Source organism: Streptomyces sp. NPDC097981 (genome assembly GCF_040302565.1).
Lineage (GTDB): Bacteria > Actinomycetota > Actinomycetes > Streptomycetales > Streptomycetaceae > Streptomyces.
Genome location: NZ_JBEORW010000017.1, coordinates 52785 through 70511, shown reverse-complemented (window position 1 = coordinate 70511; position 17727 = coordinate 52785). Strand labels below are relative to the sequence as shown.

At 71.4% G+C, this 17727-nt stretch carries 9 protein-coding genes; 5 read left to right on the top strand and 4 right to left on the bottom strand.

Translation table 11 applies throughout. From position 1 onward, the window contains the following. Positions 1–93: 93 nt before the first annotated feature. Positions 94–1788, bottom strand: coding sequence for a maltose alpha-D-glucosyltransferase (gene treS, locus ABTY04_RS18365; protein WP_352214374.1), 1695 nt, complete (start codon positions 1786–1788; stop codon positions 94–96). Continuing rightward, complete coding sequence (locus ABTY04_RS18360; RefSeq protein ID WP_352214373.1) at positions 1785–3779, bottom strand: alpha-1,4-glucan--maltose-1-phosphate maltosyltransferase; 1995 nt, start codon at positions 3777–3779, stop codon at positions 1785–1787. The genes treS and ABTY04_RS18360 overlap by 4 nt, the downstream gene beginning before the upstream one ends. Positions 3780–4329: 550 nt before the next feature. Here ABTY04_RS18360 and ABTY04_RS18355 point away from each other — a divergent pair. After that, positions 4330–7077: a PKD domain-containing protein gene (locus tag ABTY04_RS18355; protein WP_352214372.1), complete on the top strand. Its 2748-nt coding sequence runs from the start codon at positions 4330–4332 to the stop codon at positions 7075–7077. Positions 7078–7285: 208 nt separating this feature from the next. Next, a complete protein-coding gene (gene glgP / locus ABTY04_RS18350) occupies positions 7286–9940 on the top strand; it encodes an alpha-glucan family phosphorylase (RefSeq protein ID WP_352214371.1) in 2655 nt (884 codons plus the stop codon). Positions 9941–9953: 13 nt separating this feature from the next. Here glgP and ABTY04_RS18345 read toward each other — a convergent pair whose 3' ends face one another. Continuing rightward, positions 9954–11003 carry an Lrp/AsnC family transcriptional regulator gene (locus ABTY04_RS18345; protein ID WP_352214370.1) on the bottom strand — a complete coding sequence of 350 codons (1050 nt, stop codon included), beginning with the start codon at positions 11001–11003 and terminating at the stop codon, positions 9954–9956. Between the two features lie 138 nt (positions 11004–11141). On the opposite strand from ABTY04_RS18345, the gene ABTY04_RS18340 reads away from it, so the two are divergent. Then, positions 11142–12698 carry an MFS transporter gene (locus tag ABTY04_RS18340; protein WP_352214369.1) on the top strand — a complete coding sequence of 519 codons (1557 nt, stop codon included), beginning with the start codon at positions 11142–11144 and terminating at the stop codon, positions 12696–12698. A gap of 165 nt (positions 12699–12863) precedes the next feature. After that, entirely contained in the window at positions 12864–13439 is a 576-nt protein-coding gene (locus ABTY04_RS18335) for a hypothetical protein (RefSeq protein WP_352214368.1), read from the top strand. Between the two features lie 134 nt (positions 13440–13573). Here ABTY04_RS18335 and ABTY04_RS18330 read toward each other — a convergent pair whose 3' ends face one another. After that, entirely contained in the window at positions 13574–15844 is a 2271-nt protein-coding gene (locus ABTY04_RS18330; RefSeq protein ID WP_352214367.1) for a M4 family metallopeptidase, read from the bottom strand. Positions 15845–16226: 382 nt separating this feature from the next. On the opposite strand from ABTY04_RS18330, the gene ABTY04_RS18325 reads away from it, so the two are divergent. Then, the gene (locus ABTY04_RS18325; protein ID WP_352214366.1) at positions 16227–17714 is read left to right on the top strand and encodes a sugar transferase; all 1488 of its coding nucleotides are present in this window, start codon (positions 16227–16229) and stop codon (positions 17712–17714) included. Positions 17715–17727: the final 13 nt, after the last annotated feature.

The following is a 17727-nucleotide window of genomic DNA, read 5'->3' as shown; positions in this document are numbered from 1 at the left end:
GTGTCGGGTCAAGGTGATCCGTACAGGGGCGGGCGATTGACCCATTCGCATGCCCGCCCCGTACCGCTTCATCGGCGGTGTGCCGCTGCGCGCCTACTCGTTGCGCAGGCGGAACCAGTAGAAGCCGTGCCCCGCGATCGTGAGCAGGTACGGCCATTCACCGATCGGCGGGAAGCGCACATCGCCCGTGAGCTCCACCGGGACCCGCCCGTTGAACGACCTCAGGTCCAGCTCGGTGGGCTGCGCGAAGCGGGAGAAGTTGTGCACGCACAGCACCAGGTCGTCCCCGTACTCGCGCAGGAAGGCGAGCACCGCCGGGTTGGACGAGGGCAGTTCGGTGTACGAGCCGAGTCCGAAGGCGGGGTTCGCCTTGCGGATCTCGATCAGCCTGCGGGTCCAGTGCAGCAGTGAGGAGGGCGATGCCATCGCGGCCTCGACATTGGTGACCTGGTACCCGTGGACCGGGTCCATGATGACCGGCAGGTTCAGCCTGCCCGGATCGCAGGAGGAGAAACCGGCGTTGCGGTCCGGGGTCCACTGCATGGGCGTGCGGACGCCGTCGCGGTCGCCGAGCCAGATGTTGTCGCCCATGCCGATCTCGTCGCCGTAGTAGAGCACCGGCGAGCCGGGCAGCGACAGCAGCAGGGCGGTGAACAGCTCCATCTGGTTGCGGTCGTTGTCGAGGAGCGGGGCGAGCCGGCGCCGGATGCCGATGTTGGCCCGCATCCGCGGGTCCTTGGCGTACTCGGCGTACATGTAGTCGCGCTCTTCGTCGGTGACCATTTCGAGGGTGAGCTCGTCGTGGTTGCGCAGGAAGATGCCCCACTGGCAGCGGTGCGGGATCGCCGGCGTCTTGGCCAGGATTTCGGAGACGGGGTAGCGCGACTCTCTTCGCACCGCCATGAAGATGCGCGGCATGACGGGGAAGTGGAACGCCATGTGGCACTCGTCCCCGCCCTTCTCGAAGTCGCCGAAGTAGTCGACGACGTCCTCGGGCCACTGGTTGGCCTCGGCGAGCAGCACGGTGTCGGGGTAGTGCGCGTCGATCTCGGCGCGGACCCGCTTGAGGAGCTGGTGGGTGCGCGGCAGGTTCTCGCAGTTGGTGCCCTCCTCGGCGTACAGGTAGGGCACCGCGTCGAGTCTGAACCCGTCGATGCCGAGGTCCAGCCAGAAGCGGAGGGCGGAGACGATCTCCTCCACCACGGCCGGGTTCTCGTAGTTGAGGTCGGGCTGGTGCGAGAAGAACCGGTGCCAGTAGTACTGCTTGCGGACCGGGTCGTACGTCCAGTTCGAGGTCTCGGTGTCGATGAAGATGATGCGGGCGTCCTGGTACTGCTTGTCGTTGTCGGCCCACATGTAGTAGTCCCCGTACGGACCGTCCGGATCCTTGCGGGACTGCTGGAACCACTCGTGCTGGTCGCTCGTGTGGTTCATGACGAAGTCGATGATCACCCGCATGCCGCGGTGGTGCGCGGCGTCCACGAACTCCACGAAGTCGGCGAGGTCGCCGAACTCGGGGAGCACGGAGGTGTAGTCGGCGACGTCGTAGCCCCCGTCGCGGAGCGGCGAGGCGAAGAACGGCGGCAGCCAGAGGCAGTCGACGCCCAGCCACTGGAGGTAGTCGAGCTTGGCGGTGAGTCCCTTCAGGTCTCCTACGCCGTCGCCGTTGCTGTCGTGGAAGGACCGGACGAGCACCTCGTAGAAGACCGCCCGCTTGAACCAGTCGGGGTCGCGGTCCTTCGCGGGGGTGTCTTCGAACGTGTCGTGGACGGGATCGTTGATCATCATGTGGTGGGTGACCCTCCGGTGGGCGGGGACGGTCGCAGAGCCGCCAGTACGTGCGCGGGCGCTCGGCCCGGTTCCAGGCGCACGTAGTTGGCCCTGCCCCAGTGGTAGGTCTCGCCGGTGAGCTCGTCGCGCACCGCGAGGGACCCGTGCCAGTCGAGGCCGAGTACCGGCATGTCCAACGAGACCGTCGCCTCCTGGGTGTGGTGCGGATCGAGGTTGACGACCACCAGTACGGAATTGGCGCCCGCGTGCTTCGAATAGGCGATCACCTGGTCGTTGTCGGTCGTGTGGAAATGGATGTCGCGCAACTGCTGAAGGGCCGGGTTGCGGCGGCGCATCCGGTTCAGAGCGGTGATCAGCGGGGCGATGGTGCGGCCCTCGCGGTCCGCGGACGCCCAGTCGCGCGGCCGGAACTCGTACTTCTCGGAGTTCAGGTACTCCTCGCCGCCCTCTCGGACCGGGGTGTTCTCGCACAGCTCGTAGCCGGCGTAGACGCCCCAGGTGGGGGAGAGGGTGGCGGCCAGGACGGCACGCACCTCGAAGGCCGTACGGCCGCCCCGCTGGAGGTACTCGTGGAGGATGTCGGGCGTATTGACGAAGAAATTCGGCCGCATGACGGCGGCGGAACCGGTGCCCGAGAGCTCGGTCAGGTACTCGGTCAGCTCGGCCTTCGTGTTGCGCCAGGTGAAGTACGTGTACGACTGCTGGAATCCGATGGCGGCGAGCGTGCGCATCATGGCGGGCCGGGTGAAGGCCTCCGCCAGGAAGATCACGTCGGGATCGGACTTGTTGATGTCCGCGATCACCTTCTGCCAGAAGACGACCGGCTTGGTGTGCGGGTTGTCCACCCGGAAGATGCGGACGCCGTGGTCCATCCAGTACCGCAGGATGCGGACCGTCTCCTCGACGAGCCCGGCCATGTCGGTGTCGAAGTGGATCGGGTAGATGTCCTGGTACTTCTTCGGCGGGTTCTCGGCGTACGCGATCGTCCCGTCGGCCCGGTGGCGGAACCACTCGGGGTGCTTCTCCACCCAGGGGTGGTCCGGGGAGCACTGGAGCGCGAAGTCGAGCGCGATCTCCATGCGCAGCTCGCGGGCGCGGGCGACGAAGGCGTCGAAGTCCTCGATCGTGCCGAGGTCGGGGTGGACGGCGTCGTGGCCGCCCTCCGTGGAGCCGATGGCCCACGGCACACCGGGGTCCCAACTTCCAGCCGAAAGAGTGTTGTTCGGTCCCTTGCGGTACGTACTCCCGATGGGGTGGATCGGTGGCAGGTACACCACGTCGAAGCCCATCGCGGCGATGGCCGGCAGCCGCTCGGCGGCGGTGCGGAAGGTGCCGCTCACGGGCTGCTCGCCGGGCTCGACGACGGCGCCCTCGGAACGGGGGAACATCTCGTACCAGGAGCCGAAGAGGGCCCGCTTGCGCTCCACGACCAGCGGCAGGGCCTTGGAGGCGGTGACCAGCTCCCGGTACGGGCGCCGGGCGAGGGCGGCCAGGACCGGGGACGCGAGGGCGGCGGAGTAGCGCAGCGCCACCGTGCGGTCCTCGTCGCGCATCGCGGCGGCCGCGGCCATCACGTGCTCGCGCCCGTCCTTCTTCGGGATCCGGGAGCCGGCCCGTTCGTAGAGCTCCGCGCCTTCGAGCAGGGTGAGTCCGGCGTCGATGTCCGCGGGGATCTTGATGGCGGCGTGGGCCTGCCAGGTGCCGACCGGGTCGCTCCACGCCTCGACGGTGTACGTCCACCTCCCCTCCGCCCCGGCGGAGACCCGGGCGCCCCACCGGTCGGTGCCGGGCGCCAGCTCGCGCATCGGCACGGGGGGCCGCAGCCGCCCGCTCGGATCGCGGAGCACGACATGGGCGGCGACGGCGTCGTGGCCTTCGCGGAACACGGTGGCCGAGATCTCGAAGACCTCGTCCACCACCGCCTTCGCGGGTCTGGCCCCGCAGTCGACGGCGGGGCGGACGTCCAGCACGGGAATGCGACCGATCATGATGGGATCACCTGGGGGCAGTTCGCGGGGCTCGGTGACAACAGCCCAGCCGGAGCACCGGCTGGTCGTGCACGCTCTGTTCGCTCTGTTTCTAGCCGCTCGGAAGACGGCTGGGCTGCGGGCATGGCCGCTCCTGTCCGCGTTCACTCGGGTGGCGGGAGAGGTGGTGGGGCGGGGGTGCCGTGCGTGTACGCGGGGAGCCCTTCCCACTCTCGCCCCGCCCAATCAGTGCGCTTGGTTAACTACTCGTACGTAGTCGCACGGCCCAGACCAAGTCCTTGGTCGACATCCGCCGAGGCTCCGTCAAGTCGGTTGGGACTACTGGATGTACGTCCAGCCACCCCTGTCCCACCGGCACCGCAAGCACCAAATGTGAGCTGGGATTTGGGGCGGTGAGGGCGAATTATCCGGAGTGACAGAAACCCCCGGAAGGGGGGATCATGGCCCTGTCTCAGCGGATTGACATGCTCCGGGCAACCGGATTTCCAGCCCCTCGTGCAGTGCCGGAATGTCCTGAATCCGCGTCGCCTTTCTCGAAGGAACCTTCCCGTTGCGTCCCACTCGTACGGCGGCCCTGCTCACTGCGGGCCTCGTCACCCTTCTCGGTGTTCCGGCCGCTGCGGCTGCCGGTACGCCGACCGCGCTGTACGTCAACAACCTTGACGCCAACTGCTCCGACGCCGGAGCAGGCGCACAGGCAGCCCCGTTCTGTACGGTCTCCGCGGCGGCCAAGGCCGTGCAGCCGGGCCAGACCGTGAGGATCAAGGGGGGCAGGGCGTACGACGAGGCCGTCGTCATCGACCGCTCCGGGGAGCCGGGCAGGCCGATCGCCTTCGTCGGGGAGTCGGACGAGAACTTCCGTGCGGCCGAGCTCTCGAAGGGGCTGACCATCAGCGGCGCCGGCCACGTGGTGGTCCACAAGCTGATCACCCGCGGGGGTGTCCGGGCCGCCCGCTCCGCGGACGTCGAGTTGGACCGGATCACCAGCTCTCGGGGCCGGCTCGAATCCGTCGTCGTCGACGAGACAAGCACGGACGTGCGCGTCACCCGGAGCCGGCTGTCGGGGGCCCGGATCGAAGGCGGTTCCCGCGGCACCGTCCTCAGCCGCAACCTGATCGGCGGCACCTCGGCGCCGGCGGTCACCGTGGTGGACGCACCCGGCACGGTCGTCACCAACAACTCGGTCGCCGGCTACTGTGCGGCGTCCCTCTCCGTCAGCGGCGCCTCGGCCGGCTCCGGGCTGTTCAACAACGTGCTCTTCACCGAGTCCACCTCCTCCCAGTGCACATCGGCCGAACCGCGGGCCGGCATCTCCGTGTCACAGACCGCGGCGGAGGGCACCCGCGCCGACTACAACCTGATCACCGGTCATGCCGCACTGGTGGCCGCCTACAACTGGTCGGGCACCGGTTACCAGACTCCGGCGGCCTTCCGCGCCGCCACCGGCCAGGGCGGGCACGACATCCTGACCGCGTCGGCCGACGGGGTCAACCAGACGAGCGGATCCCCCACCGTCGACTCCGCCGACCCGACGGCGCCGGGCGTACTGCCGACCGACATCGGCGGATCCCCGACCGCCGACGACCCGCGCGTCCCCAACACCGGCAAGGACGGCGGGTACCTGGACCGCGGCGCCTTCGAGACCCAGGACCGTCTCGGCAAGGTGTCGATGGTGATCGACCACCCCTGGGCACCGGTCGGCACCACGGTGGAGGTGCAAGCCGCGTCGGACAGCCTGTGGCCCACCGCGATGGCCTACGAGGTGGACTTCGGCGACGGCACTGCCCCGGTCGTCACCCGCCAGGGCGACGCCGACCACGGCACCGCCACGCACGTCTACGGCTCGCCGTGCGCGTGCACGGTCAAGGTGACGGCGGTCAACGGCGTCGGGACCAGGGTCTCCACCGAACAGCAGGCCAAGGTCACGGCTGCCGGTCCGCTCACCGCCGCCTTCACCGCCGAGCCGGTGCCGGCGACCGGTGACGGTCACACCGACAATCCCGCCCCGCTGACCGTCCGCGTCGATCCGGCGGCCACCGCGACGCCGTGGCCCGTGACCGGCATGGACATCGACTACGGTGACGGCGCGACCGAGCATTCCGACCATCTGTCGGGCACCACGCACAGCTACGCCAGCCCCGGCGAGTACGAAGTGACGCTCACCGTCCACGATTCCCGGAACGCCACCTCCACCGCCAACCGCAGCGTGAAGGTCGACTACGCGCCGTCCGGCTACGTCGCCGGCGCACCGTTCCGCCTGCTGGACACCCGCACCACCCCCACCCCCGTCACGAGCGCCCCCACCGCCGTGGACCTGCCGGTCGGCAACAGGATCCCAGGGCACAGCCTCTCCAGCGCCATGGCTGCGGTCGTCCTCAACGTGACCGTCACCGAAGCCCGCGAGGACACCCACCTGACCGTGTGGCCCTCCGGCCAGGCGCGCCCGGCCACCTCGAACGTCAACGTCCGTGCAGGAGGCACCTCCTCCAACACGGTCACCGTCCCCGTGGGAGCCGACGGCAGGGTCCAGGCCGCGCTGGGCTCGGGCCAGGCAGCGCTCGTCGTCGACTTCATCGGCTACTACCAGCCGGGCGCAGGACAGCGCTTCACCCCGCTCACCCCGACCCGTCTCGCCGACACCCGTACCGCCGACGGCGCGCTGGGCGGCGGGCAGACGCGTACCGTCAAGGTCGCCGGCGTGGGCGGCATCCCCGCCGACGCCACCGCCGTCGCCCTCAACCTGACCAGCACCGGCGCCACCGAGAGCGCGCACGTCATCGCCTACCCCGACCCGGCGAACCGGCCCGCCACCTCGAACCTCAACCCGGAGCCCGGCAAGGACAAGTCGAACCAGGCGATCGTCCCCGTCGGCCCGGACGGCACCGTCACCCTCTACACCAACACCGGCTCCACCCACCTGGTCCTGGACGCGGTCGGCTGGTACGGCAAGAGCGGCAAGGCCCTGTTCACCCCGGCCGTGCCCCGACGCCTGGCCGACACCCGCACCACCGGCAAGCTCGCCCCCGGTGCCACGACGACCGTCGCGGGCCTGCCCTCGGGAGCCGTCGGAGCCGTGCTGAACGTCACCGCGACCGAGTCCACCGGCCCCGGGTTCCTCACCGTGTACGGGTACGGCACCGGGCGCCCGGAGGCCAGCAGCCTGAACACCCGCCCCGGGGACACCGTCCCCAACCACGTCACCACACCCGTCGCCGACGGCCGCGTCACCGTCTGGAACAGCTGGGGCGGCAGCACCCATGTGATCACCGACCTGCTCGGCTACTTCACCCAGCCCTGACCGCCCCGCGAAAACACACCGCCGCCCCGGCCGCCCGTGCAGTGCACGCGGTGTCCGGGGCGGCGGCGTCCGGCGGCTCCCGGGGCGGCGGCGGCCGAGGCGCCATGGCCGGGTGGGGCGTGGTGAGGCTAGCCTTCCCGGGGTGATGCACGGGCGCACAGCGTGGTGCGGCCCCTCCTGTCCGCCATTGCCTGCGAAGGTGGAACGCGTGAAGGCTATCCGTCGATTCACCGTACGCCCTGTCCTCCCGGAACCCCTGCTCCCGCTCGCCGACCTCGCGCGCAATCTGCGCTGGTCCTGGCATGCCGAGACCCGCGAACTCTTCCAGTCTGTCGACCCCGAGGGCTGGCAGGCCGCCGGCGGCGATCCCGTCCGGCTGCTCGGCGCCGTCTCCGCCCACCGGCTCGAAGAACTGGCCGGAGACCGGCGGTTCCTGCGGCGGCTCGCCGTCGTCGCCGCCGACCTCGACGACTACGTCCACGGCGGGAGGTGGTACCAGAGCCACGAGGAGGGCGCCGGGCTCCCCGCCGGGATCGCCTACTTCTCCCCCGAGTTCGGGATCACCGCAGCCCTGCCGCAGTACTCCGGCGGGCTCGGGATCCTCGCCGGGGACCACCTCAAGGCCGCAAGCGACCTCGGCGTCCCCCTCATCGGCGTGGGACTGCTCTACCGGCACGGCTACTTCCGCCAGTCGCTCTCCCGCGACGGCTGGCAGCAGGAGCACTATCCCGTCCTCGACCCCAACGAACTCCCCGTCTCCCTGCTGCGGGACGCCGAAGGGGCACCTGCCCGGGTGTCCCTGAGCCTGCCCGGCGGCCGGGCCCTGCACGCGCACATCTGGCAGGCCCGCGTCGGCCGGGTGCCGCTGCTGCTCCTGGACTCCGACGTCGAGGACAACGACGCCGGCGCCCGGGAGGTGACCGACCGGCTCTACGGAGGCGGCAGCGACCACCGTCTCCTCCAGGAGATGCTGCTCGGCATCGGAGGCGTGCGCGCGGTGCGCACGTACTGCCGGATCACCGGGCATCCCGACCCCGAGGTGTTCCACACGAACGAGGGGCACGCCGGCTTCCTCGGGCTGGAACGCATAAGGGAACTGGAAGGGGAGCAGGGGCTCGGCTTCGACGCCTCCGTCGAGGCCGTGCGCGCCGGGACCGTGTTCACCACGCACACGCCGGTGCCCGCCGGCATCGACCGCTTCGAGCGGGACCTGGTCGCCCGGCACTTCGGGCCCGGCGCCGAGCTGGCCGGCCTGCCGGTCGACGGGATCCTGGAACTGGGTGCCGAGTCCTATCCCGGGGGTGACCCCGGGGTGTTCAACATGGCGGTGATGGGGCTGCGCCTGGCCCAGCGGGCCAACGGCGTCTCGACCCTGCACGGGGCGGTCAGCCGCGGCATGTTCGCCGGGCTGTGGCCGGGCTTCGATCCGGCCGACGTGCCCATCACCTCCGTGACCAACGGCGTGCACGCCCCGACGTGGGTGGCCCCCGAGGTCGTCCGCCTCGGGGTCCGCCAGATCGGCGCCGGGCGGACCGAGGACGCGCTGTCGGTGGGCGGCTCCGAACGCTGGGACGCCGTCGCCGACATCGCCGACCAGGACATCTGGGACCTGCGGCGCGTCCTGCGCGAACAGCTGGTGCAGGAGGTGCGAGACCGGCTGCGGGCCTCGTGGCTCCAGCGCGGGGCCGCGGACGCCGAACTCGGCTGGGTGGACTCCGTGCTCGACCCGGACGTGCTCACCATCGGGTTCGCCCGGCGCGTGCCCTCGTACAAGCGGCTCACGCTGATGCTGCGCGACCCCGACCGGCTGCGCAGGCTGCTGCTCGACCCGGACCGGCCCGTGCAGATCGTTGTCGCGGGCAAGGCGCACCCTGCCGACGACGGGGGCAAGCGGCTCGTGCAGGAGCTGGTGCGGTTCTCGGACGACCCGAGGGTGCGGCACCGGATCGTCTTCCTGCCCGACTACGGCATGGCGATGGCGCAGAAGCTCTACCCGGGCTGCGACGTCTGGCTGAACAACCCGCTGCGGCCGCTGGAGGCCTGCGGGACCAGCGGGATGAAGGCGGCGCTCAACGGCTGCCTCAACCTGTCCGTGCTGGACGGCTGGTGGGACGAGTGGTTCGAGCCGGACTTCGGCTGGGCCATCCCGACGGCCGACGGGCTCGGGACGGACGAGGACCGGCGCGACGACCTGGAGGCCAATGCCCTCTACGACCTGATCGAGGGCCGGGTCGCACCGCGGTTCTACGACCGGGTGGGCCGCAGCGGACTGCCCGTGCGGTGGATCGAGATGGTCCGGCGCACCCTCGTCTCGCTCGGCCCCAAGGTGCTCGCGGGACGGATGGTGCGGGAGTACGTGGAGCGGCTGTACGCGCCGGCCGCGCGCGCCCACCGGGCCCTGAACGCGGACGCGGCACGCGACCTGGCCTGGTGGAAGGGCCGGGTCCGGGCGGCCTGGCCGCGGGTGGCCGTCGAGCACGTGGAGGCGCTGGCCGCGGCTCCCGTGAACGGCACCGCCGAACTCGGGGCCACCCTCACGCTGCGGGTGCGGGTGGCGCTGGACGCGCTCACCCCCGAGGACGTGGAGGTGCAGGCCGTCGCCGGCCGGGTGGATCCGCAGGACGTGATCCGCGACGGGCGGACCTTCCCGCTCAAGCCGGCCGCCGGGCCGGACCTGGAGGGGCGCTGGATGTACGAGGGCCCGCTCGCCCTCGACCGCACGGGGCCCTACGGCTACACCGTGCGGATCCTGCCGGCGCACCCGATGCTCGCGACACCGGCCGAACTGGGCCTGGTCGCGGCCCCGGTGGACACCGACGCGGCCGGTGACGCGGGCGCGGGGGGCGGCGTGCTCCTGCGCTAGGCGCTGCGCCGGTTCAGGGGGCGGGCGGCGGGTCCACCAGCCGCCCGCCCTCCACCAGCATCCCGGCCCGCTTGATGTTGCGCAGGGTCGGGATCACCTCCACGTGCTGGATGCCGGGCACCGCGCCGATCCGCTCGGTCAGGTACGTGTACAGCGCGTCGGTGTCCCGGCACACCACCGCGGCCATCAGGTTGGCCGTGCCGGTCACCGCGGCCGCGAACGGCACTTCCGGGTGGCCGGCGAGCGCGGCGCCCACCTCCGCCAGCCGGGCCGGCGCCGCGGTCAGCATCAGCGTCGCCTCCGCCTCGAAGCCCAGGGCCGACGGCACGAGCTCCACGTCGAAGTACAGCGCCCGCAGCTCCCGCAGCCGTTCCAGCCTCCGGCGCGCCGTGGACTCCGACAGGCCGGAGGCGCGGGCCAGCTCCGGATAGCCGGCCCGGCCGTCGTGACCGAGCACCGCCAGCAGCGCGAGCTCGGCCTCGTCCAGCGTGTACCGCTCGTGCCCGTGCACCGCCGGGGGCCGCGCCAGCGCCGCGACCTGCTCGGGCCGCAGGGTGTCCAGACCGCACCACTGCGTCGGGCCCCCGCGGTACACCCGCAGGATGGTCTGGGCGCTGACCCCGGTCACCCGGCGGGTGCGCGGGAGTTTGTCCAGCAGCAGGCCGTCGCGGTCCTGCCGGGTGCGGGCCTTGGTCAGGCAGTTGATCTCGGTTCCGCCCGAGCCGAGTTTCACCCAGGAGATGTCCGGCCGCCGGGCCAGCGCCTCGCCCACCGCGAGCGCGGCGTCGGGCGCGCACTGTACCCGCAGCCAGGACTCGAACAGCCCGACGCGGCTGCCCAGCGGCAGGCCGACCACCCGGATCAGGCCCGTGGTCCGCAGCCGGCGGTAGCGGCGCACCACCGTCTGGTCGGAGACCTCCAGCACCTCGGCGATCCGGCTGAAGGGGGCCCGGCCGTCGATCATCAGGGCCTGTATCAGCGCCTGGTCGAGGAGGTCCGGCTGCACGGGGCCGGAGCCGGGGCCCGAGCCGTGGCCGGTGCTCGGTTTCGCGGAGGTGGTCATGGTTTCCATCATTGCAGGGCCCACCATGGGTGAAATCCGCCGGGAAGGGGTGCGCGGGTGCGGGATCTGCCGCGCGGCTGAGAGGTTGGAGCCACCGCCAACCCCCTGCCGGGCCTTCGGGTCCAGAGGAGTACCCACATGCGTAAATGGCTCCCGCTGACCGCGGTGTGCCTCGGGGCGTTCATGCTCCTGGTCGACGTCACGATCGTGATGGTCGCCCTGCCCGGCATGGCCGCCGACATGGCCTCCGGCTCTTCCCTCGGCGGCTTCGCCGGCCTCCAGTGGGTCGTGGACGTCTACGCCCTGGCCCTCGCCGCCCTGCTGCTCGGGGCCGGCTCCCTCGCCGACCGGATCGGCCGGCGCCGTGTCTACCTCGGCGGGCTCGGGCTCTTCGCCGCCGCCTCGCTCGCCTGCGGGCTGGCCACCGGCCCGGCCGAGCTGATCGCCTTCCGCGCCGTCCAGGGCATCGGCGGCGCCGCGATGTTCGCCACCACCATGGCCCTGCTCTCCAGCGCCTACCAGGGCCGCGACCGCGGGACCGCCTTCGGTGTCTGGGGTGCGGTCAACGGCGCCGCCGCCGCGGCCGGCCCGATCATCGGCGGGCTGCTCACCGAGCACTTCGGCTGGCGCTGGATCTTCTTCGTCAACCTTCCCGTCTGCGCGCTGGCCGTGGCCGTGACCCTGAAGTCGGTCGCCGAGTCCCGCGCCCCGCGCGCCAAGGGCCTCGACCTGCCCGGCATGGCCGCCTTCACCACGGGTGCCGCGGCCGTCACGTACGCCCTGATCCGGGTCGGCGAGAACGGCTGGACCGGGTCCGCGACGCTCGGCCTGCTCGGCCTCGGCGCCGCCGCCTTCGCCGCCTTCGTCCTCGTCGAGCTGCGCAGCCCCCGCCCGATGCTGGACCTCTCGCTGTTCCGCAGCCGCACCTTCGTCGCCGTCATGGCCGCGGCGCTGCTGCTGTCCGGCGCCGCGTTCTCGTACCTCATGTACGTCTCCCTCTGGCTCCAGTCGGCGGAGGGGATGGGCCCGGTCTCCGCCGGCCTGGTGCTGGTGCCGCTGAGCATCTCCTCGTTCGCCGTCTCCGCGGTGGCCGGCCGGCTGCTGCACGGGGCCCCGGCGCGGCTGACCATCGGCGGCGGGCTGCTGCTGATCGGGACGGGCGCGCTGCTCCAGGCCTGGATGACGGACGCGGGCGACGGCTGGTCGGCCCTGGTCCCGGGTCTGGTGGTGACCGGAATCGGGGTGGGCATGGCGACCCCGGCGCTGGCGGCCGCCGCGATGGGGGCCGTGGCCCCGGCCCGGGCCGGCATGGCGGGCGGGGCCCTGAACACCGCGCGGCAGCTGGGAATGGCATTCGGCGTCGCGGTGCTCGGTGCGGTCTTCCAGGCCGGACTGGCGGATGGGCTCAGCGGCTCCGGCCAAGGGCACGGCACGGCCGAGGCGCTGGCCTCCGGGCGGGCCGGCGAGCTGCTGGCAGCGGGGCCGGCCGCCCGGGTCCTGGTGGACGAGGCCTTCGCGAGCGGGCTGCGGGAAACCTTCCTGGTCTCGGGTCTGATGGGGCTGGCGGGGGCGCTGGTGGTGCTCGTCCTGGTCCGCACGGCGGCGCGGGCCCAGGGATCCGTCCAGGCTCCGGCTGCGGCCCCGGCGGGGCGGGCCGACACGGGCGAACGGGCGGCCGAACGCACGTCCGCGTAGCCGGGCTGCGGAGGGACCGTACGGGCGCAGGACGCCGATCCGGGCGGGTGAACCTTCGAACGTGCTGCGCATGCCGAGTCGTTTCTGCTCGGGGGGTCGCTCCTACGCTGCCTGCTGGATGTCACCGGACCGGCATCCAGTGCCCACAGAACGGACTGCCTCCCCATGCGCCTTCGCCCCACTGCCGCAGCGCTCCTCGGCACCCTCGCGCTCGTCCTGCCCACCGCAGGCCAGTCGCTGGCCAGTGACAACGAGGGTCGCACGCTCGGCCGGCTGGAGTACATCATCGACAACGACGGGCGCGCGCAGATCCGCCCGGCGGACAACGACACCTGCTACGAGCTGACGGACACGTCGCGCAGCCGTCCCGCGACGTCGGTGCGCAACGACACAAAGTCGCGTGCCCTGCTGTACCCGAACCACGCCTGTAACGGCCGGGTGGAACGGGAGCTGCAGCCGGGCGATGTGGTGCACAACGTCTCGGTCCTCTCGGTGACTTTCGTGCCGGTCCGCCGCCGTGACGACCTCCGTGACGACTTCCGTGACGACTTCCGTGACGACGTCCGTGACGACGTCCGTGACGACGTCCGTGACGACTGGCGCGACGACGATGACCGCCGCACCCGGCGCACGCAGATGGACACGCCGGGGCGCGAGCAGCAGCGCCCGCGGGGGGAGCACCGCAAGCACCACCACAAGGTCCCCGGCCTGTTCGGCTCCGTCTTCAAGCACCTCGGCTGACTTCGGGCCCATCGGGTGGAACCGCCTCCCGCGCCGCCTCGACGGCGGCATGGGACAGGGCCGCCCGGGAGGGTCTCTCCCGGACGGCCCCGCGTTTTCATGGGTCAGCCGTCGGCTTCACCTGCCCGGTGGGGTCAGAAGGTGAGCTTCCAGCTGTTGATGTAGCCCGTGTCCAGGCTGGCGAGGTCCGCGACGCGGAGCTTCCAGGTGCCCTGGGCCACCTCGGACGAGGCGTTCACGGTGAAGCTCTGGACGATGTTGTCCGCGCTGCCGCCGGTGCGGTTGCGCAGGTTGTAGACGGTGCCGTCGGGGGCGACCAGGTCGACCCGGAGGTCACCGACGTAGGTGTGGACGATGTTCACGTCCACCTTGAGGGTGCTCGGGGCGTTGCCCGTGCGGGTCACGGCGATCGGGGACTCGACGGTCGAGTTGTCCGCGATCTGGTAGTCGTTCGTGTTCTCGAACACGCTCTGCTGGGACGTGCCGACGGTCCAGGTGAAGGACGCCGTGCCCTTCGCGTTGGCCGAGTCGGTCACCGTCACGGTCACGTTGGACGTGCCCGCGGTGGTGACCGTGCCCGAGATCAGACCGGTCGAGGAGTTGATCGACAGGCCGGCCGGGAGGCCGGTCGCCGCGTAGCTCAGGGCACCCGGGTTGGTGCTGGTCGCCTGGACCTGGAGGCTCACGGCGGTGTTGATCTGGGTGGTCTGGTTGGCGATCGCGGTGACCGAGACGCCGGACTGCGGCGGCCGGGCTCCGACGTTGATGGCCGCCCAGGCGTTGGCCACGTTGTTGTACGTGACCGAGTTGGCGCCGTACAGGTCGGCGGCGGCCTGGAGGGTCGCGGTACGGGCGGCCGCGTAGTTGGTGTTCGACTTGAAGTAGCCGACCGTCAGCGCGCGGAACCAGATCTTCGCGGCGGCGTCGCGGCCGATCGCGGTGACCGGGAGGCCGTCGGAGGTCGGCGAGTTGTAGCTGACGCCGTTGATGACCTTGGCGCCGGAGCCCTCGGACATCAGGTAGAAGACGTGGTTGGCCGGGCCCGAGGAGTAGTGGACGTCGATGTTGCCGATGCCCGAGTACCACGCGTCCTTGGAGCCGCCGTCCTTGCTCGGCTTGTCCATGTAGCGCAGCGGGGTGCCGTCGCCGTTGATGTCGATCTTCTCGCCGACCAGGTAGTCTCCGACGTCCTGCGGGTTGTTGGCGTAGAACTCGACGGCCGCCGCCATGATGTCGGAGGTCGCCTCGTTCAGGCCGCCGGGCTCACCGCTGTAGGTCATGTTGCCGGTGACCGAGGTGAGGCCGTGGGTCATCTCGTGGGCGGCCACGTCGATGGACGTCAGCGGGTGCGTGTTGCTCGTACCGTCGCCGTACGTCATGCAGAAGCAGGAGTCGTCCCAGAACGCGTTCACGTACGCGTTGCCGTAGTGGACGCGGCTGTACGGGGCTACACCGTCGTTGCGCAGACCGTTGCGGCCGTGCACATTCTTGTAGTAGTCCCAGGTCAGCTGTGCACCGTAGTGCGCGTCGGCACCGGCGGTCGCGCGGTTGGACGCGGCGCCGTTGCCCCACACGTCGGTCGTGTTGGTGAAGAGGCTGCCGGTGCCGGAGCTGCCGCCGTTGAGGTCGTACGTCTTGTGGCCGCCGCGCCCGGCGTCGGTCAGCGTGTAGTTGCTGCCCGACTGCGAGGTGCCCATCGTGACCTGGCCGCTGTACATGGTGTTGCCGGTGCCGGTCTCGATGGCCTGCCACTGGGTGATCTTCGCGCCGGTCTTGGCGTCGGTGACCACGTGCAGCTCGCTCGGGGTGCCGTCGTCCTGGAGGCCGCCCACGACGGTCTCGTAGGCGAGGACGGGGGCGCCCTCGGCGGCCCAGATCACCTTGCGGGCGCTCTTGGAGGCCTTGGCGTCCTTGGAGCCCGCGGCGTTCGCCGCGGAGACGGCCTGGCCCTCGGCGCCGACCGGGGTCACGGTGGCCGTGGTGTCCGCGACCTTGATCTCGTGGTTGGTCGCCTTGGTGATGCTCTTGGTGACGCCGCCCTTGGCATGGACCGTCAGGTCGCCGCCGAGCACGGGGAGTCCGCCGTACGTGCGCTCGTACGTGGTGTGCGTGGTGCCGTCGGCGTCCTTGACGACGTCGCGGACGACCAGCTTCTCCTGCTCGCCGAGGCCGAGGGCCTTGGCCGCCTGGACGGTGGTCGAGTTGGCTTCGGCGATGAGCGTCGCACGCTCGGAGGGGCTCAGATTGGCGGCGGCCGCGCCCGGGTTGGGCTGGGCGGCCTTGCGTGCCTGCGACGCGGTGGCGTCGGCGGATGCGGTGCCGGCCTGTATGCCGACGGCGAGCAGCGCTGCTGCGGCAACGAGCGCGCCGGCCGCGGTGGCACGCCTGTGGGGGGTGTGACTCAACGCAGACTCCTTCTGCAAGGGCGGTTCCGGATGGCTGGGTGGGCCTCCGGGCAGAGCAGGTCTGGTGCGAAGAACGGATCGAAGAGTGCCAGCTGCACGCGTCAATGTCAGGGCCGCGTCAAAAGATTGGCTGGAAGCGGTCCGTTGACCGAAGAGACGTATCCGGTATCCGAACCATTCACCTTCGCGTGCGAGGGAGGACTCCGATATCTGGAACGGTTGGTACCGGTTGCTAACACTTGCGCAACAAGGGCTCCCGTTCGGGCAATCGGCGTTTGTCGTACGGGTGTTTGTCGTACTGTTTCCCGGTGCGCCAGATGTCCGTCGCCAGGGGAAGCCATGGGCATGCGCCACTGTCATAGACCACGTGCCAGGGGGGCCAATGAGGCATGTCCATTTTCCTGCGCAAAGACTGGCTGCAGCGGCCGATGAACCGCCGGGGCTCGCCGCCGCCCCGGCGAGGCGGATCGGCGACAAGGCCCGCTGGTACCTGCCCGCCGCCTTCGCGGCCGACTTCCTCGGCGCCGCCGTCCCCGTAGCGCTGGTCTTCCAAGCCGCGCAGCAGGTCAGGCCGTTGTACTGCGCGCTCGGCGCGGCCCTGGCATGGACCGGGGTGCAGGCGGTGCGCCGGCGCTACGCGGCCCGCGTGCTCGGAGAGTCCCGCGGTGTGCTGCCCGTCGTCCACGACTGGCTGATTCTGATCGGCGTGCTGGCCGTCGCCCGTGTGGTGACCGGCGAGAGCACGCCCCGGCTGTCCGCGCTCGGCGCCCTGCTGCCCGCCCTCCTCATCACCGTGTCCTGCCACAAACTGACCTACCGCCACCTCTCGGCGGCCCGCCGCGAAGCACACGCCGTCAGCCGGGTCCTGGTGGTCGGCGAGCCCGGCGCCGCCGAGTCCGTCATCGAGCACCTCGCCGCACGCACCGACCACCCGTACGTCGTCGTCGGCGTGGTGCCGGTCGGCGCCGGACGGCTCGAAGGCGGGGTGCCCGTCGCGGCCCGGCTCGACGCTGCCGCGCCCGAGGCCCCGAACGCGGACTCCGCCGCCGTGCTCGCGGCCGTCGGCAGCCACCACGCCGACCTCGTGCTGGTCGCCCCCGGCGCGCGCATCGCGGGGGAGCGGCTGCGCCGGGTCGCCTGGGCGCTGCACGACGCCGGGCTGGAACTCGCCGTGTTCCCCGGCCTCGTGGAGGTCTCCGTCAAGCGGCTGGAGACCGTGTCTGCCGGCGGGCTCGCCGTGCTGCGCGTGGCGCCGCCGGTGGGCCGGGGCGTCCAGACCCTGCTCAAGTCGGTCCTCGACCGCGTCGGGGCCGCGGCCGGGCTGCTGCTGCTCTCCCCGGTCTTCCTCGGCATCGCCCTGGCGATCCGCCTCGGATCCCGCGGCCCGGCGTTCTACCGCCAGCGGCGCATAGGGCGCGACGGGGCCCCGTTCGTCATGTGGAAGTTCCGCACCATGGTCGTGGACGCGGACCGGCTCAAGCGTGAGCTTTCCGGGGCCAACGAGAACGACGGCCTGATGTTCAAGATCCGCCGCGACCCGCGGGTGACCCGGGTGGGCCGGCTGCTGCGCCGTACCTCCATGGACGAACTGCCCCAGCTGTTCAACGTGGTGAGCGGCCACATGTCGCTCGTCGGGCCGCGCCCGCCGCTGCCGGAGGAGGTGGCGCAGTACGACGAGGTCGAACTGCGCCGGCTCACCGTGCGGCCGGGCATGACCGGGCTGTGGCAGATCAGCGGACGGTCGGACCTGTCCTGGGACGAGACGATCCAGCTCGACCTGCAGTACGTCGACAACTGGTCCTTCACCAGCGACGTCGACGTCATGGGCCGTACGCTCCGCGCCGTCGTCGACGGTCGCGGAGCGTACTGAGGAGCCGCGGCAC